Source organism: Pseudoalteromonas arctica (assembly GCF_012927645.1).
Taxonomy (GTDB): domain Bacteria; phylum Pseudomonadota; class Gammaproteobacteria; order Enterobacterales; family Alteromonadaceae; genus Pseudoalteromonas; species Pseudoalteromonas arctica_A.
In genome coordinates this window covers 1-18,962 of sequence record NZ_JABBMT010000025.1, presented here as the reverse complement: position 1 = coordinate 18,962, position 18,962 = coordinate 1, and the positions used below count along the sequence as shown (strand labels likewise).

Here is an 18,962-nt window from a genome sequence, read left to right as displayed (position 1 = left end):
CTATCAAATATATTAATTTTTTAAGGACGCCAATGCCTGAAGCTTTTGAACAAGATTACCCACTACAACAACTAAAACAAGTGACCAAGTCACTTAACAGTGGTCAATTTGTTCAAGTAAGGCGTATGTTGGCAAAAACAGCTCCTTGTGATACGGCATTATTGCTCGAGTCATCCCCGCATAAAATTCGTACCTTGCTATGGCAACTGGTTGATCCAGATGTACAAGGTGATGTACTCGAAGAACTATCGGAAGATGTTCGTTTAGGGATCATAGCCCAAATGGAGCCGAGGCACATCGCTGCGGCTACTGAGGACATGAGCCACGATGATCTAGGGGAAGTACTACGTAGCCTACCTGATACCGTCTACAAAGACGTTGTTAGTGCCATGGATAGCCAAGATCGAGAACGTGCAACTCAAGCACTCTCTTATCAAGAGCGCTCTGCTGGCGCACTGATGAACACTGATACGGTAACCATCCGTCCAGATGTCACTATCGACGTGGTACTGCGCTACTTACGTTTACGTGGTGAGCTACCAGAAGGTACCGATGATCTTTATGTTGTTGATAAACATAACTGCTTTATAGGCGCCATGTCATTAACGACTTTGTTGACAAACTCGCCAGATAAGATTATTCGCGATTTAATGGATGAAGATTGTGAATCTATCCTCATTTCGATGGATGAAACCGATGTAGCACAATTGTTTGAACGTCATAACTGGATATCAGCCCCTGTGGTTGATGATAATGACCATCTACTTGGCCGTATCACCATTGATGATATCGTTGACGTCATCCGTGAAGACGCCGAGCATAGCTTATTAAGCCTAGCCGGTCTTGATGATGAAGAAGATACCTTTGCCCCGGTGTTAAAAAGCTCAAAAAAGCGCTCAATTTGGCTTGGCGTTAACTTATTAACCGCGTTGCTCGCTGCGATTGTGGCAAGCTTCTTTGAAAGCACCTTAGCAATTTTACCCATTCTAGCGGTACTCAACGGTATAGTGCCATCTATGGGTGGTGTAGCGGGCAGCCAAACATTAACACTCGTAATACGTGGTATTGCTGTGGGTCATATCAACCAAACTAACCAACGCTTTTTACTGTTCAAAGAGCTCGCAATCGGCGCAATAAACGGGATTGTTTGGTCTATTTTAATTGCTGGTGTTGTCGCTATTTGGCAATGGGACTTTAAGCTTGGCGGCGTACTCGCCTTTGCCATGTTTATGAACTTAGTAGCCGCAGGTATCGCAGGTGCTAGTATTCCACTGCTATTAAAAAAAATGAAAATTGATCCTGCATTAGCTGGCAGCGTGGTACTGACAACCGTAACCGATATTGTAGGGATTTTCGCCTTCCTAGGCACCGCCACTTGGTTGTTAGTGTAGTTGTTAAAAATTAGTTAAAGGTGGTAGGTTCTAGCACGTAGGAAATAGCTCTAGCCATGAATTTTTAACCCGCGCAGCATCAAGCCCTCGACTACGACAAGCTAAACACCGCTGCCAACTCGCAGGCGTTAAGCTTGCTGACGCAAAAACACCAGGGCACATTTCAAAACGCGGTGATTGGCCAGTCTACGCCTATAAAAAATGAGAGGTAAAACATTCTTGGGGAGGGTTATAAGTGGATGCTGTTAATTAAAATAACAACATACACTTATAATTTTGATATATAACATCCTTGCAAAACCCTTCTAATATCTACTATTTAAAGCTCAATCCTTGCTGCTTTTACCTCGCTCCTTGATGCGCCATTCATTAGCTCTTTCCATTGTTGTGCCGTCCAAAGTGGCTTTGCGCTTTTTACGATCCCTTGCTGGTTTTTCCTTAATACGTTATCCATAATGTTACTCCTTGCCATCTATTGGCTGTTCATCCTTGTTATATTTAACACTGTGACTCTAACGGCGTGCGATTATATAAATTGCATGTATTAGGCCAGGAATATAGCCTAGTAATGTTAACAAAATATTAATCCAAAACTGAGCGCCTAAACCAACTTGTAAAAATACACCAAGTGGTGGAATAAGCACTGAAAATATAATTCGTATTAAATCCATGACTCTCACTCTCTGAAATTTGTATAGCAAGCCCAGCATAGCTGGGCATTCGTGGTTTACAGATTATTCAGCTACAATAGTTAAGTTATCAACTACATCGTGAACATCTTCAGCATTCTTAGCAATTTTCACCGCAAGCTGTTTTTCAGCATCCGAACCAACAGTACCATTTAGCGTTACCACACCTTTATCGGTATCTACGTCAATATCCGTACCGCCTACTTCAGAGTTAAACAAATAGCGCGTTGTAATAACTGTAGTAATTTTAGCATCAGTTAAATCATTTTCTGCGCTATCTGATTTCATCTTCTTGCTTTTTGTATCCGTGTTTTTAACGACCGTTAGCTCGTTATCGACATCAGTTACACCATCAAGACTTAAAATAAGCTCTTCTGCTAGCTCTTTATCAAGCTCACTTTCAACTTTACCAGTTAGTACAACCTTGCCATTTTTTACATCAGTATTAATGTCAAAGTTGTTTAAGTTAGTGTTCATTAAAAGAACCGTTTCTGCCTTTCCATCAATCCAAGCATCTTTACTTTCATTTTCCCAGCTACTTGCTTGAACACCCATAGCAGTAGTACCAAAAACTAACGCAGCAATAATTGATTTGTTAAATGTTTTCATAATCTTTCTCCTTTTGATTAAAGACAATATGATTAATGCGAACATCAAGCCAACTTTTAAAACAATTAAAATCAATCATTTAAATATAACCATGTATAGCGTTAGCTTTCGTCTTGGTAATTATTTACAGACTGATCGGTAATTTATTCTGCTCGTTGCAAAATTAACCATTTAATAGCATCATTCGTTAATCTGTCGTTAATATAACAAACATAACTAACGAAAATAAATTTAATGTGTTGATAATTAAGATAATTAATAATGGCCTAAGCCTTGCTATAGTTACTTAGAACCTTGTTATAGTTACTTAAACAGAGTAATCGTAATATACACCAACAGCATCATTTATAAGGAATACATTATGACTGTAAAATTAGAAGATCGCCCAATTGAGCAAGTGCGTGAACAAGTTATTGATCAATTAATATATAACTACAGTCATGCTGTTATTTCAGCTGAGGCTTTTGAACGTCGATTAGATCAGGCAATGGCTGCGAAAGATAACCAAAGCTTAATTGATTTAGTAAGTGACCTAGAATTAACAACCGATAGTAATTACCAGTGGGAAAAACGTGCGCAGTTTAGCCCAAACTATAGTAATAAAAACGGCGATGAAACATTACACTTGCGTAGTATCTTAGGATCAAACGAGCGCAGTGGACAGTGGGTAGTACCAAAAGAAATCCACCTGACGAACTTACTTGGTTCTATTGAACTTGATTTTACTGACGCCATATTTCAGCATCAAAATATCACCCTCCATGTCAATTGCTTACTAGGCAGTGATGAAATTTATGTGCCAGAGCACGTCAATGTCGTATCAAAACTATTCAGTATTATTGGTAGTGTTGAAAACAAATCAGTGTCACTAAACAAGCAGCAAGGCCCAACCATTACTATCGAAGGTAAAGTTATTCTGGGCTCTGTGGAAATTAAAATTAAGCGTACTATTAAGGAAAAGTTTGTCTCTTTTGCTAACAGCCTTAAAACCAGCTGGCAAGATATGAATAAACATTAATGGATAAACACTGTTAAAGCTTAACACCATTAGGCGTTAAGCTTGCTGACGCAAAACTAATGTTACAAATCATTATTACGCTCACTGGGTATATCACTTAAATACTCAACAAACTCTACTTCAAACCCTGCGGGGTCAATAAAATACACATTTTTACGAAATGGATTTACCGCTCCTGGCTTATCAATGCTGTAACCAGCGCTTTCTAAACGCGAAATTACTGCAGCAATATTATTCGTAACATAAGCAAAGTGCGCTAAGCCAACTTGATGTCCGGTTATGTCACGATTGTGTTGTTCACCATGATCACTCAATGCTAAATACTGAAAGTCATCACCAAAGTGTAACCATTTTCGTGGTTTGCCGTGCCACTGCCCTTCACCTTGGCTTCTTATAGACCAGTACGGGAAAGCCGCCTTATAAAAGTGCAGCATAGCTTCAACATCATCAACTACCAGATTCACATGCTCTAAATACATAATTAGTTTCCTTTATTTAAGTAATTAAAGTCACAATAAAACCTCAAGTAACGTTGAGGTAAAGTGTTTTTATAAAAAATTTGCGCGGCATAAAGCCGCGCCTACGCACATTAAAAAAACACCGGTTAAAATTTACGGCTTAGCTCTCCTAACTTTAGCTTCCCGCAATCTGCATTTGTTCAATCAATACCGAACCGGTTTGAATACCACCACGACGCTCTATGTCGCCACCTATGCCGGTAATACCTTTAAACAGATCTTGCAACTTACCGGCAATGGTTATTTCGCTTACAGGATATTGTATTTCGCCATTTTCAACCCAAAAGCCGGCAGCGCCACGTGAATAATCACCAGTTACGGTATTAACTCCTTGACCCATTAATTCAGTCACTAATAGACCCGTGCCCATAGTTTTTAACAACGCGGCTAAATCGGCATGAGTTTGCTCAACCAACCAGTTATGAATACCACCAGCATGACCGGTAGGTGTCATATTCATTTTTCGGGCTGCGTAGCTTGCTAATAAGTAAGTGTGCAGATCCCCCCCTTGAATGATTTCACGGTCAATGGTTTTTACCCCCTCACTATCGAATGGCGACGATGCTAAACCTTTTAAAATATGTGGGCGCTCTGAAATATTAACGCATTTATTAAATACTTGCGTGCCAAGGCTATCCAGCAAGAAGCTCGATTTACGATACAGTGCTCCACCACCTATTGCAGACACTAAGTGACCAAACAATGAATTAGCAATATCAGCACGAAAAATAACTGGGACTTTCATCGTACCTAATTTTTTGCTATTAAGCTTAGCAAGGGTTTCGCTCGCAGCCTCTAGACCTACTGCCGCAGCATCTTTCAAACCAGCTTGGTCTCGCGCTACGGTATAAGCTGAATCTCGCTGCATTTGATCACCATCTTTACCAATCACCATAGTACTAATGCTATGGCGAGTACGCGGGTAACCTGCAATAAGACCATGGCTATTACCATACACGCGTAAACCTTGATGCGATGAAAAACTAGCGCCGTCTGAATTAACAATACGCGCATCGGCATTAAGCGCCGCTTGCTCGGCAGTATGACAAAGCTCAATACCTTGCTCAGGGCTAACATCCCACGGGTGATATAAATCCAAATCAAGCGGAGCAAATTCAAGTAAGTCTTTATCAGCTACGCCATTATGTGGATCATCTGAAGTAAACTTGGCGATATCAATAGCTTTCTCTACCACTGTGCGCAGTGTTTTTGGGTTTAAATCAGCGCTTGACGCAGAGCCTTTGTGATTACCAACGTACACACTGATCCCCAGCCCACCATCTTGATTAAATTCAATGGTCTCGACTTCACCCATGCGGGTACTAACTGATAAACCTGAGGTGCTCGACATTGCCGCTTCAGCGCCAGTAGCCCCGAGTTTTTTCGCGTGTTCTAAAACCTCTGCAACGGCATCTGTTATTTGAGAAATTTGAGTATAAATAGGATCTTGCTGTTGGCTTTTCATATTTTTAGTCCTGAGCTTGGAGCGTTTTGCATGCGCAATCATAATACTTAAATGCTAACACACTCACTGCGTTGCATCAGCTAATATTAATCATTAAAAGAATCACGTATATACCCAAGCCACCTCAAGATACAGAATTCAGCGTTTCATTAATATCAAGGCGTTACTTTGCAAAATGGCAGCCCCTTTTAACTCCAACGACGCTCGCATCTTGAGGTGGTTTGGGTATAATGACCGCAGTTAACGTTATCATATGAGTACCCCATGGCGAAGAAGAAAGGCAAGCCTGCTGAAATTGAAGAAGAAATTATCTATATATCAAAAAGCGAACTAAAGCGCGAAGCGCAAGAGTTTCATCAGTTAGGTGCTGAAATTGCCAAAATGGGGAAAAAACAGCGCGAGCGCTTACCCTTAAATGACGATTTAAAAGCGGCAATGGTTGTTGCTGACAAAATCAGTAACAAAAGTGATGCATATCGTCGCCACTTAAATTACATCGCAAAAACCTTGCGTACCGTTGAAAATATCGATGAGATCAACGCGATTATCGGCGTTATGCTTAATAAAAATAACCAAGCTGAAGTGATGATTAAAAAGCTTGAGCAATTACGCGATGATTTAATTGCCCAAGGTGATGATTTAGTGAATCAAACTATTGAGCAATATCCGACTATTGATCGTCAAAAGTTACGTCAATTGGTACGTAATGCGGCAAAAGAAGTAAAAATTGAAAAGCCGGCGAAAGGCTATAAAGAGCTATTTCAATATCTTAAAGAAAGTATCATGCGCTAAACTACATTTAGTGTAGTAATGAATTACCTATATACAGCCTAGGTATAAACACCCGCTATTTATAGGCAATTAACATTTATTGCTCAGTAACGCCTCCCTCAGCAGCAAATAAAAACCCTGCTGACGCAAAACACAATATGCGCGAGTTTACCTCGCGCAGCTGTTGTCGCTTAACCAACTATCCCTAGCGGTTTGGCACTTTGCCATGCACCTCGAGTAAAATCAGGAATATCAATTGACGCACTACGATTACTAACTGACTGTACTGACAGCGGTGATATAACAGACCAAGCTGCGCCGTCGTAAACATCTTGATCAAGCGCTTCGCCATTACGCAGACAATAGATCATCCGCCAGAACATTAAGAAGTCCATGCCGCCATGGCCGCCGTTACGCTCTGCCTCTTCGCCCATTTTGATCCACAGTGGGTGGTCGTATTTTTTATACCAATCAGCCATTTCGTAATCCCACTCATGGAAGCTCTTCGAACCACCATCTTCCAACGCTATACGATTTGGAAAACCAGCAAATACACCATTAGTACCTTGAATTAAATTATGGCGAGAGTAAGGACGTGGCGTGGTGGTATCATGTTGAACCATAATACTGCGCCCTTTTACTGTTTTGATCAGCGTGGTATTCATATCGCCAGCAATATAATTAAGCTGATTACGTTGATGATCGGCTGGAAATTCTTTCTTTGCATAAGCGCTACGACCCAGTGCTGGAGAGCTCATCGAGGTTAAAAAATCAAACCGATCACCGCGATTAATGTTCATATATTGTGACACAGGCCCTAAGCCGTGCGTTGGATACAAATTACCATTTCGTTTAGCATGCCAAGCGGTACGCCAAGAACCGGTTTTATGCTCCAGTTCTTTCATTTGCCAACGTAATTCGTGAATATAGGCAGCCTCACCATGTAGCAGCTCACCAAACACGCCTTGGCGAACCATATTCAATACCATTAACTCATCACGACCGTAGTTGACATTTTCCATCATCATACAGTTCTTTTGCGTGCGCTCAGCGGTATCAACTAGTTGCCACATTTCTTCAACTGTCAATGCTAACGGCACTTCAACAAAAGCATGTTTACCACTATTCATGGTATCGATTGCCATCGGTGCATGCCATGACCAAGGCGTAGAAATAATCACAATATCAATGTCATCGCGATTAAGCATTGCTTGGTAGGCATTATCAGCGCCTGTATAAAGTGCAGGCTTAGTCAACCCTTTGTCAGTGAGATAGTTAGCTGAACGCTGTAATACCTCCTCATGAGTATCACAAATTGCTTTGATTTCTGTACCAGCAATATGACTCATACGCTTTACGTGGCCAAAACCACGTTGTCCTAAGCCAATAAATCCCACCCGTACCACCTCCATTTTTGGCGCGACAAGGCCAATTACAGAGCGCCCTTGCGCTGGGGGAGCAATAACAGCACTTTGAGTACCCGAGGCACATCCTGAAATCACACTAACCGCTGCCGTAGCACTCGCGGCTTTTAAAAAATCTCGACGATTAAACTGCTTCATTTATTATTATCCTTGAACTAACTTCAATTTAACTTACCTAAAACCAGTCATGAGGTAAAGCCGATAGGGGTGGATAGCAGAAAAATGAGATTAAAATATTGAAGTTCAAGCGTGATATACACGCCAGAAAATAAGGTTCTAGACCTACAACCTACAACCTAGAACCAATATGCAACTAATTAAACGTCACTTAAAATAGCTTTAAGCGTGGTTTTTTTTGCGAGAATATCACGATATAGCGCAAACTGATTTTGCGCACGTTCTAAGTTATGGTTAGCATGCTTGATTGAAAAGTAATGATCACCGTCAATGTAATCGGTTAAAAAACGTAGGCCAATCATAAAGGTCATTACTTTGGTGCCTAACCAAAAACTTTGTTTTTCTTGTTCGGTAATCAAGCCTTTCAAAGGCTCTACATAACCTTTGACTACCGCTGCAAAAATCTCTTCACGCACACATACATTAGCTAAATCCGTTGAATCTTCTTGTTCAGGAGAGCAAAAAGTACGCACCATATCACCAAAATCATACAACCAATAACCAGGCATACAGGTGTCTAAATCAATCACTGCTTTGGCATCATTTGATGTATTACAAAACAGCATATTATTAATTTTAGTATCATTATGACATGGTCGAACCGGTACAATGCCGGTCAATGCTTTAAGCTCATCAATTAAGCCAAATTGCGCGAAACAAAAATCAACGTCAGCTTGGCAGCTGGCTAAGCGCTGCTGGGGATCTTTTGCAACCACAGCTTTGAGCTTTTCAGCGCGCATCGCCAAATTATGAAAATCAGGAATAACATGATGTAGTTGCTTGGCATCAAAATCTTCTAAAGCAACAGCAAATTGACCAAATGCATTGGCTGCAGTTTGCGCTTGTGAAGTATTTAAAACTACATCTTCACTATAACTGCCGCCAATAAATTCGAGTGCACGCCAAACACCGTTATCACAATCAACTAAATAGTTATTTTCAACTGTAGGAACATGGCGGATGATTGCTAAATCATATTCACCTAATTGACGTTTTTTAGTTAAGTGACGTTCAATTAAACGAGCATTTTTAACTAACATGTCTGGTTCAGGAAAAACCTCGGTATTTAGTTTTTGCACTACTAATGATCTTTTTGGTGCAGTTAACAGCATAGTGGTATTTATGTGACCACTACCAATTGGCTTCATGCTGACTTTTTCACTACCTAGACCAAAATTCTCAGACAAGTAAACCGCAATGGAATTTGACTTCATACTTATTTCGCTATTGTTATACCCGGTAAAAGGCAAGATCGGGGCTAATTCATCCATGACGTAATTCATATAATTTACCTGTAACATCCTGTAATTCTGATTTATAAGTTACTCCATACCACGACTCTTTTGCGGAATATATAGTAACTATTTGTTGATTAGATGTGATCGCTTGTTGAACTTGATCGGGTAAATAATACTCCATTCTGACACCGTTGTCATACTTTTGCAGAAACTCATCAAAACCTGTTTCTAGGCGGTCAAAAAATGTTGGCGTAATTGCCCAAAAACTCATTGATGCCAACGCATCCATAGCAATTTTCTCGCGGCTGCCGTGCGGGTTATCACCCATTATTTGACCATTCTCGTGCTGAATATTTAAATACTCAACAACATCAATTAATTGGTTATTTTTGACTTGGCATACGCCTCTATTCACCCCCCCTTGCTCTGACAAAGTATCAATAATTGGGTAACCCACCATAGCCCAACTAGTCAGGTTTTTAAAATGTTCAGCGAGTAATAAAAATGACGACGCGCCATAATAATCATCGGCTGTGATAACGATCGCAGGGTTATGAACATGATCTTTAGCGCACAATAAAGCATGTCCGGTGCCCCAAGGTTTACCTCGCTGTTGTGCAACTAATTGGAATTGTTCTGGCACTAAATCAATGCGTTGTTCAACCAACACAACATCAATCCCCGTTGGTAAGCGCGGTAAAATCACTTGCTCAATCTCGCTGCGCACAGCCTGATTGATCACTAATACAACCTGAGTTACTCCTGCTGCAACAGCATCAGCAATACTGAGTTCCATTATGGTACAACCAAGGCCAGTAATTTCAGCTATTTGTTTATTGCCACCAAAGCGAGTACCCAAACCACCCGCGAGGACGACTAAACTTAGATGATGTTTTTTCATTTTTAACCCACTTTTACTACTAATAAATCAGAGTTTACCAGTTTCAACCGCCAGATCTAGCTATAGGAGCTAGGTCTAGAGGATAGGTTCTAGCCAAGCTCCTTGCCACTTCCCTAGTATCCAGTACCTTTTTTAACCTTTCGCGGTGGCAAGCCACTCGCCTACAAGTAATTAAACACCGGTATATAATTTAACACCGTAGGCGTTAAGCTTGCTGACGCACAAACTCCGAGCCACATTTTAGAGCTCGGCATAACCCCACTAATAAGACCATTTTGCATAAAGGGTAAATGCCATGGGCTTCGAGCAACGCGCTCCTAGTCACTTCCCTAGCTCCTTTCTCTTTAACCTCGAACCTTTAACCTTTTACTCCCCCTCAAAACAAAAACGGTGGCCTAAGCCACCGTTTAATCAGCAAACTAATAAAAATTAATTACCAAATTTTTACGCGTTCAGCTGGTTTGATGTACATTTTGTCGCCTTCTTTTACGTCAAATGCTTGATAAAATTCAGGCATATTCGACAAGATACCGATCACGCGATAATGGCTTGGTGAATGAGGATCTGTCATTAGGCGGTTACGTAACTCTTCGTCACGGTATTTACGACGCCAAATTTGCGACCACCCCATAAAGAAGCGCTGATCACCGGTATAACCATCAATCACTGGCGCTTTGTCGCCACCTAGCGATAACTGATAAGCAGTGAAAGCAACCGTTAGGCCACCTAAATCACCGATATTTTCACCCAAGGTCAATTGACCATTAACGCTCGCATCTGCAAATGGTTGATACTCGTTATACTGTGCAACTAACTGAGCAGTGCGCGCTTCAAACTGTTTAAGGTCTGACTCGCTCCACCAATCACGTAAATTACCATCACCATCATACTTAGCGCCTTGATCATCAAAACCATGACCTAACTCGTGACCAATTACCGCACCAATTGCACCATAATTAACTGCATCATCAGCTTCAAGGTTAAAAAATGGCGGCTGTAAAATTGCTGCTGGGAATACAATTTCGTTATTCACCGGATTATAGTAAGCGTTTACTGTTTGTGGTGTCATATGCCATTCAGAACGATCAACTGGCTTACCTAGCTTGTCAATCATATCGTCATAAGCCCACTCACTATGGCGAATATAGTTACCAACTAAATCATCCGCATTAATACTTAACTGTGAGTAGTCTTTCCAATTATCAGGATAGCCAATTTTTGGAGTGAATTTGTCGAGCTTTTCTTTTGCGGCAAGCTTGGTTTCAGGACTCATCCACTCAAGATTTTCAATTGCAACACCATAACCTTTGATCACGTTATCAACTAACTCTTCCATCCGCGCTTTTGCTTCTGGCGGGAAATTGTCTTTAACGTACACTTTGCCTAAAATTTCACCTAACACTTCATTTGATGCATCAACGGCTTGTTTCCAAAGCGGAGTTTGCTCTTTTACGCCGCGTAATGTGGTGCTGTAAAAGTTAAAGTTTAAATCAACCAGATCTTTATCTAATATACTGGCGTAGTTACTTACTAAATGAAATTTAAGGTATTGTTGCCACGTTTCAAGGTCTGTCGTTTTATAAATATCGGCAAACTTTTCAAAGTAGCTAGGCTGACTTACAATAATATCTTGTACGTTTACACCAGACGCTTTGAAGTATTCTACAAGGTCAAATTCACCCGTGAGCTTACTCGCATCACTCACGCTCATTTTATTATAAGACTTTGTCGCATCACGGCTTTCAACACGCGTCCACTGTGCATCAGCAATCCTGGTTTCAAGTGCAATAATTGCTTTAGCAGCTTCATCGGCTTTTTCTACACCTGCGCGTTTTAGAACGTCAGCAATGTAAACTTGGTACGCGGCACGAATTTTAGTGAACTTTTCGTCATCTTTTAAATAATAATCACGATCCGGTAAGCCAAGGCCTGATTGATACGCATATAATGCATTTTCACTCGAGTTCTTAGCATCATTATTTACATACCAACCAAATGGCACCGCACCACCTTGAATGCGCATTTGCGCCATCAGGGCAACTAAATCAGACTTACCCTTAACACCATCAATAGCAGTCAATGGGGCATTTAGCGGCGTTATACCTAATTCATCACGCTTGACTTCATTCATGTAGCTCTTAAAGAATGCACCTAGCTTATATTCATCAGTTCCGGCTTTAGCAGCTGTATTAGCAGCCGCTTTTTCAAGCACTGTTTTCATTGCGGCTTGAGAGTCGTCATACAATTGTGAGAATGAGCCGTAATTTGATTTATCACCGGGGATCTCAGTCGTCGCCAACCATTGACCATTAATGTGATAATAAAAGTCATCCTGAGCACGAACCGAGTTGTCTATATTTGCTAATTCAATACCTGAATTAAGAACTGTTTTTACTTCTTCACTCGCAGTGTTGGTATCTGGCGCTTTTGTTGATTCTTGTTTTCCGCCACAACCAACTAATCCAAAAGCAAGTGCAATACTTACCGCAGTTAGAGTTACTTTTTTCATGACTGTCTCGTTTGTTAGTTATCGTTTAAATATTCACCACTCAAATAAAGTACTTCGATAGAATATTCGCTATTTCCATATTAAACTTGTTCAGTGCAACAATAAACCGATGAACCAAAACAAGTGCTTTAAATATGTAACAAAATTTGTAAGCGAGGGTTTATCACACGCAATTTTAAGTTCACCACCGAGGTGCTACACCGAGCAATGAAAGATACTAGGTTAAAGGCAGAGACTAGCTCCATCTAACATCTAAATACAAAAGCGCGGCATAAAACCACACCTATAAGTAATTAATTAAACATCCACTTTTATTTTTTCGATAATCTCTACGTTAGCGGCAGGGAAATTGTAATTGTCTAACTTATCAATCGCGACCCATGCACTTTGCTGACCTTCTGCGCCATGGGCTTGGCCGCTAAAATCAGTGACTAAATGCACGTCGAGTTTTACACATTTATCACCGTAATCATGCTCAATAAGCATCAGCTCGCTTGAGCTATTAAGTGTTAAGCCTACTTCTTCTTGAAGTTCGCGCTTTAGTGCTTCGAATACGGTTTCGTCTGCTTCTACTTTGCCGCCCGGAAACTCCCATAAACCACCTTGGTGTTTATCATCAGGGCGTTTACAAATAAATAGTGTGTTATCTGCTTTGATAACCCCCACCGCTACATGCACAATTTTTTTAGTCATCGTAATACCTTTATTAAAACCTGCAGCTACGCAAATTTAATCTTACAAAAAAAGCGACGCAGGCGTCGCTTTTTAATTGTTAATTATAACATTTGGTTATTTTAACTTACCGCAACACTGTTTGAACTTTTGACCCGAGCCACACGGGCAAGGTTCGTTGCGGCCAACTTTTGACTCTGCGCGTGCAGTTACAACAGCACCTTGAGGAGCTTCTCCACCTACATGCTCAACTTCTTCATGTTGATATTCACGTGGTGCATTTTCACTCTTGCGGTGTTGCTCTTCTACTTTTTCAATATCTTCTTCAGCACGTACTTGTACTTTACTTAAAATACTTACTACATCAATTTTCAGGTTCTCAAGCATTTCTGAGAACAATTCAAACGACTCACGCTTGTACTCTTGCTTAGGATTCTTTTGCGCGTAGCCACGTAAATGAATACCTTGGCGAAGATGATCCATCGCAGCAAGGTGATCTTTCCAATGTTGATCTAAGCTTTGTAGCATGATTGCTTTTTCAAATTGGCGTAGTACAGAATCGCCAACCTGTTGCTCTTTCTGTTTATAAGCTTGCTCAACTGACTCTTCAATGCGCTCACGTAACTTTTCTTCGTAAAGTTTGTTATCGTCAGCTAACCATTGTGTAATCGGTAATTCAATTAAGAAGTCTTGCTTTAAGCGCTCTTCAAGACCTGGAATATCCCACATTTCAACAAGGCTTTGCGGTGCAATATATTGGTCAATAGTGTTACCCAATACATCACCACGAATAACCGTGATCGTCTCTGAAATATCGCCTTCTTCAAGTAGTTCATTACGTTGCGAGTAAACAACACGACGTTGATCGTTTGCTACATCATCGTATTCAAGCAGCTGTTTACGCACATCAAAGTTACGTGCTTCAACTTTACGTTGCGCGTTTTCAATAGCACGGTTAACCCACGGGTGCTCAATCGCTTCACCGCGTTGCATACCCAGTTTACGCATCATATTAGTCATGCGTTCACCAGCAAAGATACGCATTAATGCGTCATCCATTGAGAGGTAAAAACGACTTGAGCCAGCATCGCCTTGACGACCAGAACGACCACGCAGCTGGTTATCAATACGGCGTGATTCATGACGCTCAGTACCAATGATATGTAAACCACCAGCAGCAATTACTGCATCATGGCGAATTTGCCACGCTTCTTTAATCGCTTTGATTTGCTCATCAGTTGGGTTTTCAAGTTTTTCAACTTCGCTATTCCAGTTACCACCTAACACGATATCAGTACCACGACCGGCCATGTTAGTTGCGATTGTTACTGTGCCTGGTAAACCAGCATCGGCAACGATGTCTGCTTCTTGGGCATGGAATTTAGCATTAAGTACGTTGTGCTTGATTTTTTCTTTACGTAAAAATTGCGATAAATATTCAGAGCTTTCGATTGAAATAGTACCCACCAATACTGGCTGACCGCGCTCTTGGCAATCTTTAATATCGATTAGAATAGCTTCGTATTTTTCATCTTGCGTTAAGTACACTAAATCAGCGCGATCTTCACGGATCATCGGCTTATTAGTTGGCATAACAACGGTATCTAGACCATAAATTGACTGAAATTCAAACGCTTCAGTGTCGGCAGTACCGGTCATACCTGCAAGGGTATCGTAAATACGGAAGTAGTTTTGGAATGTAATTGACGCTAACGTTTGATTTTCGTTTTGAATTTTTACATTTTCTTTTGCTTCAACAGCTTGATGTAAACCTTCAGACCAACGACGTCCTTCCATTGTACGGCCAGTGTGCTCATCAACAATAATAACTTCGTTTTCTTTGACAACGTAATCAATATCTTTTTGATACAGTTTATGAGCACGTAAGGCCGCATAAATATGGCTAAGTAAGGTAATACTTGCCGCTGAATAAAGCGAATCGCCTTCTTCAATTAAGCCACGCTCAGTTAGTAACTCTTCAACTTTAATTTGCCCACGTTCCGTTAAATGAACTTGCTTGGCTTTTTCATCAATGGTGAAATCGCCATCGCCTTCAACACCTTCTTCGTCTTCTTTTTCTTGTAATTCAAGCAAAGGAACAATGGTGTTAATTTCAGTGTAAAGCTGTGAACTGTCTTCTGCGGGGCCGGAAATAATCAGTGGAGTACGGGCTTCGTCAATTAAGATTGAGTCAACTTCATCGACTACCGCATAGTAAAGTGGCCGTTGTACGCGTTCGTTAATACTAAACGCCATATTGTCACGCAGGTAATCAAAACCAAACTCGTTATTTGTACCGTAGGTAATATCGGCAGCGTACGCTTCTTTTTTCTGTTGCGGCATCATACCCGGTACGTTACAGCCAACTGTTAAACCTAAAAATTCAAATAATGGGCGGTTAGTTTCAGCGTCGCGCTTGGCAAGGTAGTCATTCACAGTAATTACGTGAACACCTTTACCCGTAATACCACGTAAGTATGCAGGTAAACTTGCAGTAAGGGTTTTCCCCTCACCAGTACGCATTTCAGCGATGCGGCCTTGATGTAAAACCATACCACCTAGCAACTGCACGTCAAAGTGACGCATACCATTTACACGTTTTGATGCTTCACGTACCACGGCAAATGCCTCTGGTAGGATATCGTCAAGGCTTTGTCCGTTATCGTAACGCTCTCTAAACTCTTCTGTTTTGGCTTTTAAATCTTCGTCTGAAAGCGCTTCAAGTTGCGTTTCAAGCGCGTTGATCAGCGCGACCGTCTTTCTTAAATTTTTAATAGTGCGGTCATTGCGACTACCAAAAATCTTGGTAAATAAATTAGATATCATGATAAAACCGTTACAATGTGTTCTTTGCTAGCCGAGTATCAGCTAACCCATTTTTATAATTACTAATTAATAGATTACTCACACGAGCACATATTAATTAGCAATTTCGAGAAACGTTGTGAAATACAGCGTTTAATAGTGCGCTACTATACCAGACTCTGCGAAACATCAAACCATCGCGTAGTTAAGATATCAGTTTTCTGCAAGAAAATTTACAATAAGCCGTAAATATAACTTTAAGTAAGACTATAAAATTATATTGACTATGGAGATATGGAGGTGGATAAAAGAAAATCAAGGGGAGTATAAGAACTTAGGTTCTAGGTTCTAGGTTCTAGGTTCTAGGTTCTAGGTTCTAGGTTCTAGGTTCTAGGTTCTAGGTTCTAGGTTCTAGGTTCTAGGTTCTAGGTTCTACAAGACAGTTGCAAACTAAGTATACATGGTAAACTTTTCCTAGCGCCTATTTCTTCCTAGCACCTAAAACCTTTATTTTTTACCATGCCTCGCTAGTCGCTCTAGCTTTTCTTTTAGTGACGGTGGTGCACTTTGTGCAATCGCATTGAGGTAATCTGCGGTTTGTTCACTCATAGCTAATTTATTCGCAGGAGTCGCGTTCGCGGTTTGTAACATATTATTCGCACTTAATCGTTGACTGGTTTGTGGGTTAGCGGTAATTTTGATTTGTCCAAGTTCTGCCATACCCGCAGCTCGAAAGTGGGAAAGCATATCCATTTTTAAGTAATTTAATCGCAGTGCTATTGACGCAGATAGTGCCTCAATTATCAGCGTACCATCGCGATAATTACTAACGCGACATTTTCCACCTAAATTAGCGCCCAAAAACTCACTCAATAAAGTTTGTTGTTTATCTAATGCTTGGCTTTTACCTGCATACGACGACAATCGACCACTCAGGCCAGCCATAATATCGTTTAAAGGTTTTGGCGCGAACCTATCTTTAGCCATGAAAAAACACCAAATTACATTAGATATCCGATTTTAGTTGAATGCAGAAGGTAAAGCTACCCGAGAAATGAAAGATACTGACGCTAGGTTGAAGATGAAAGGCTAGAGACTTGCACCATCTATAATCTAACACCTCACACAACCGCGCGGCATAAAGCCGCGCCGACAATAAATTTACACAGCCTTTAAATAGCTTGGCTTTTTAGGGTTTACTAATTCTGTTACAAAGTTTGTAAAATCAGCGCCTAGATTTTCATCACGAATACTGTATTCAACAATCGCTTTTAAATAACCTAGCTTATCACCACAATCGTGAGAGCTCCCGCTCATGTGAAACGCCTCAACCGTTTCTTTTTCCATTAGCATATCAATAGCATCGGTAAGTTGAACCTCACCACCTGCACCCACAGGGGTTTTAGCCAGTAACTGCCAAATAGCTTTAGATAACACATAGCGACCAACAACCGCTAAATTAGAAGGTGCATCTTCAGTGTTTGGTTTTTCAACCATGGTTTTGATTTTTGCACTTTCGCCTGCACCAATTACAGCACCATCAATATCAGCAATACCATATTTACTCACATCTTGCTGTGCAACTGGCTCAAGCATAATTTGACTTGCTTTAACGTCATTAAAACGTTTGATCATTGCCGCTAAGTTTTCAGTTTTTTGATCAGCCGTGTATGCATCTAAAATTACATCAGGCAATACAACTACAAAGTCGTCATCACCTACGATTGGTTTAGCACATAATATTGCATGGCCTAAGCCTTTAGCTTCGCCTTGGCGAACGCTCATAATAGTTACATCAACCGGGCAAATTGAGCGTACTTCTTCAAGTAAGGTACGTTTAACACGCTTTTCAAGTGTTGCTTCTAGCTCGTAACTAGTATCAAAATGGTTTTCAATAGCATTTTTTGAGTTGTGCGTCACTAATACGATTTCTTTAATGCCTGCAGCAACACATTCATTAACAATATATTGAATAAGTGGTTTATCCACCAGTGGTAGCATTTCTTTTGGAATTGCTTTGGTCATTGGTAGCATACGAGTGCCAAGGCCAGCTACAGGGATTACAGCTTTCATTATTAGTCCTTTATTTAAGTTTTTATTAATTCAATTTAAGTTTAAATTAACAGCGTGAAGCTTTATAGGAAGTGAATGAGTTCTAGGTTCTAGGTTCTAGGTTCTAGGTTCTAGGTTCTACAAATTATAAAATATGACACAATGAAAGCTACGCGCCACGAGCTAAAAATACATCTAAATCCTAGCACCTTTACTATCGTAGGAGAGCGCTTTAGCGCCGATTGGTTTGGAGCACATAACTAAAAAACAATCACGGCTAAAGCCTGTTCCCACAAAAGCTAGACACCTAGCCCCTTTGCTCTTTCGCTTTCCGTCTTTAATCTTTTCCTCTGTGATCTCAGTGTTCTCTGTGGTGAATAAATCACTTAAAACAATTTTACCACCGAGGGCACCGAGGCGCTTCGCTGCACCGAGAAGAAAAAGCCACGAGCAGTGGGTAACAAGTGGTGGGCTATGAATACATCAAGCCCCTTTGCCCTTTCACTTTCCGTCTTTAATCTTTTCCTCTGTGATCTCAGTGTTCTCTGTGGTGAATAAATCACTTAAAACAATTTTACCACCGAGGGCACAGAGGTGCTTCGCTGCACCGAGAAGAAAAAGCCACGAGCAGTGGGTAACAAGTGGTGGGCTATGAATACATCAAGCCCCTTTGCCCTTTCACTTTCCGTCTTTAATCTTTTCCTCTGTGATCTCAGTGTTCTC

The 18,962-nt window shown here is 40.8% G+C and carries 16 protein-coding genes; 3 read left to right on the top strand and 13 right to left on the bottom strand.

The window, feature by feature from the left end; translation table 11 throughout:
* Positions 1–32: 32 nt before the first annotated feature.
* Positions 33–1,391, top strand: coding sequence for a magnesium transporter (gene mgtE, locus HHO47_RS14095; protein WP_169020868.1), 1,359 nt, complete (start codon positions 33–35; stop codon positions 1,389–1,391).
* Between the two features lie 319 nt (positions 1,392–1,710).
* Here the strand turns inward: mgtE and HHO47_RS19585 are convergent, their stop codons facing one another.
* The 3 genes from HHO47_RS19585 to HHO47_RS14085 all read right to left on the bottom strand — a co-directional run bounded on the left by HHO47_RS19585 (position 1,711) and on the right by HHO47_RS14085 (position 2,689).
* Positions 1,711–1,845 (bottom strand): hypothetical protein, encoded by a 135-nt coding sequence (locus HHO47_RS19585; protein WP_282435326.1) that lies wholly within the window; start codon positions 1,843–1,845, stop codon positions 1,711–1,713.
* A 58-nt stretch (positions 1,846–1,903) separates the two neighbouring features.
* Positions 1,904–2,062, bottom strand: a complete 159-nt coding sequence (locus HHO47_RS14090; protein WP_064667813.1) for a YqaE/Pmp3 family membrane protein — start codon at positions 2,060–2,062, stop codon at positions 1,904–1,906.
* Between the two features lie 63 nt (positions 2,063–2,125).
* Positions 2,126–2,689 (bottom strand): BON domain-containing protein, encoded by a 564-nt coding sequence (locus HHO47_RS14085; RefSeq protein WP_169020867.1) that lies wholly within the window; start codon positions 2,687–2,689, stop codon positions 2,126–2,128.
* Between the two features lie 361 nt (positions 2,690–3,050).
* On the opposite strand from HHO47_RS14085, the gene HHO47_RS14080 reads away from it, so the two are divergent.
* Positions 3,051–3,707: a LiaF domain-containing protein gene (locus HHO47_RS14080; protein ID WP_169020866.1), complete on the top strand. Its 657-nt coding sequence runs from the start codon at positions 3,051–3,053 to the stop codon at positions 3,705–3,707.
* 62 nt (positions 3,708–3,769) lie between these two features.
* Here the strand turns inward: HHO47_RS14080 and HHO47_RS14075 are convergent, their stop codons facing one another.
* On the bottom strand, positions 3,770–4,186 hold the full coding sequence (locus HHO47_RS14075) for a VOC family protein (protein WP_169020865.1): 417 nt from the start codon (positions 4,184–4,186) through the stop codon (positions 3,770–3,772).
* Between the two features lie 154 nt (positions 4,187–4,340).
* On the bottom strand, positions 4,341–5,690 hold the full coding sequence (gene pmbA / locus HHO47_RS14070) for a metalloprotease PmbA (RefSeq protein WP_169020864.1): 1,350 nt from the start codon (positions 5,688–5,690) through the stop codon (positions 4,341–4,343).
* Positions 5,691–5,954: 264 nt separating this feature from the next.
* Between pmbA and yjgA the strand changes: the two genes are divergently transcribed.
* The gene (gene yjgA / locus HHO47_RS14065; RefSeq protein WP_169020863.1) at positions 5,955–6,482 is read left to right on the top strand and encodes a ribosome biogenesis factor YjgA; all 528 of its coding nucleotides are present in this window, start codon (positions 5,955–5,957) and stop codon (positions 6,480–6,482) included.
* A gap of 170 nt (positions 6,483–6,652) precedes the next feature.
* On the opposite strand, the gene HHO47_RS14060 is transcribed toward yjgA, so the two are convergent.
* From HHO47_RS14060 to galU, 8 genes are all read right to left on the bottom strand, one after another.
* The gene (locus HHO47_RS14060) at positions 6,653–8,023 is read right to left on the bottom strand and encodes a Gfo/Idh/MocA family protein (RefSeq protein WP_169020862.1); all 1,371 of its coding nucleotides are present in this window, start codon (positions 8,021–8,023) and stop codon (positions 6,653–6,655) included.
* Positions 8,024–8,202: 179 nt separating this feature from the next.
* Positions 8,203–9,276, bottom strand: coding sequence for a phosphotransferase enzyme family protein (locus HHO47_RS14055; RefSeq protein ID WP_169020904.1), 1,074 nt, complete (start codon positions 9,274–9,276; stop codon positions 8,203–8,205).
* Between the two features lie 49 nt (positions 9,277–9,325).
* Positions 9,326–10,201: an NTP transferase domain-containing protein gene (locus HHO47_RS14050; protein ID WP_169020861.1), complete on the bottom strand. Its 876-nt coding sequence runs from the start codon at positions 10,199–10,201 to the stop codon at positions 9,326–9,328.
* A 433-nt stretch (positions 10,202–10,634) separates the two neighbouring features.
* A complete protein-coding gene (locus HHO47_RS14045; RefSeq protein ID WP_169020860.1) occupies positions 10,635–12,710 on the bottom strand; it encodes a M13 family metallopeptidase in 2,076 nt (691 codons plus the stop codon).
* Between the two features lie 297 nt (positions 12,711–13,007).
* On the bottom strand, positions 13,008–13,403 hold the full coding sequence (gene mutT / locus HHO47_RS14040; RefSeq protein WP_169020859.1) for an 8-oxo-dGTP diphosphatase MutT: 396 nt from the start codon (positions 13,401–13,403) through the stop codon (positions 13,008–13,010).
* A gap of 96 nt (positions 13,404–13,499) precedes the next feature.
* Complete coding sequence (secA, locus tag HHO47_RS14035) at positions 13,500–16,208, bottom strand: preprotein translocase subunit SecA (protein ID WP_169020858.1); 2,709 nt, start codon at positions 16,206–16,208, stop codon at positions 13,500–13,502.
* A 486-nt stretch (positions 16,209–16,694) separates the two neighbouring features.
* Positions 16,695–17,174: a DUF721 domain-containing protein gene (locus tag HHO47_RS14030; protein ID WP_169020857.1), complete on the bottom strand. Its 480-nt coding sequence runs from the start codon at positions 17,172–17,174 to the stop codon at positions 16,695–16,697.
* A gap of 174 nt (positions 17,175–17,348) precedes the next feature.
* Complete coding sequence (gene galU / locus HHO47_RS14025; protein WP_169020856.1) at positions 17,349–18,260, bottom strand: UTP--glucose-1-phosphate uridylyltransferase GalU; 912 nt, start codon at positions 18,258–18,260, stop codon at positions 17,349–17,351.
* Positions 18,261–18,962: the final 702 nt, after the last annotated feature.

Coding starts and splice junctions, on each gene's coding strand:
- HHO47_RS14050 (WP_169020861.1), bottom strand. CDS start 10,201: ATGAAAAAACATCATCTAAGTTTAGTCGTCCTCGCGGGTGGTTTGGGT.
- HHO47_RS14055 (WP_169020904.1), bottom strand. CDS start 9,276: ATGAAGTCAAATTCCATTGCGGTTTACTTGTCTGAGAATTTTGGTCTA.
- galU (WP_169020856.1), bottom strand. CDS start 18,260: ATGAAAGCTGTAATCCCTGTAGCTGGCCTTGGCACTCGTATGCTACCA.
- HHO47_RS14085 (WP_169020867.1), bottom strand. CDS start 2,689: ATGAAAACATTTAACAAATCAATTATTGCTGCGTTAGTTTTTGGTACT.
- yjgA (WP_169020863.1), top strand. CDS start 5,955: ATGGCGAAGAAGAAAGGCAAGCCTGCTGAAATTGAAGAAGAAATTATC.
- pmbA (WP_169020864.1), bottom strand. CDS start 5,690: ATGAAAAGCCAACAGCAAGATCCTATTTATACTCAAATTTCTCAAATA.
- mgtE (WP_169020868.1), top strand. CDS start 33: ATGCCTGAAGCTTTTGAACAAGATTACCCACTACAACAACTAAAACAA.
- HHO47_RS14075 (WP_169020865.1), bottom strand. CDS start 4,186: ATGTATTTAGAGCATGTGAATCTGGTAGTTGATGATGTTGAAGCTATG.
- HHO47_RS14080 (WP_169020866.1), top strand. CDS start 3,051: ATGACTGTAAAATTAGAAGATCGCCCAATTGAGCAAGTGCGTGAACAA.
- secA (WP_169020858.1), bottom strand. CDS start 16,208: ATGATATCTAATTTATTTACCAAGATTTTTGGTAGTCGCAATGACCGC.
- HHO47_RS14045 (WP_169020860.1), bottom strand. CDS start 12,710: ATGAAAAAAGTAACTCTAACTGCGGTAAGTATTGCACTTGCTTTTGGA.
- HHO47_RS14030 (WP_169020857.1), bottom strand. CDS start 17,174: ATGGCTAAAGATAGGTTCGCGCCAAAACCTTTAAACGATATTATGGCT.
- HHO47_RS19585 (WP_282435326.1), bottom strand. CDS start 1,845: ATGGATAACGTATTAAGGAAAAACCAGCAAGGGATCGTAAAAAGCGCA.
- HHO47_RS14090 (WP_064667813.1), bottom strand. CDS start 2,062: ATGGATTTAATACGAATTATATTTTCAGTGCTTATTCCACCACTTGGT.
- mutT (WP_169020859.1), bottom strand. CDS start 13,403: ATGACTAAAAAAATTGTGCATGTAGCGGTGGGGGTTATCAAAGCAGAT.
- HHO47_RS14060 (WP_169020862.1), bottom strand. CDS start 8,023: ATGAAGCAGTTTAATCGTCGAGATTTTTTAAAAGCCGCGAGTGCTACG.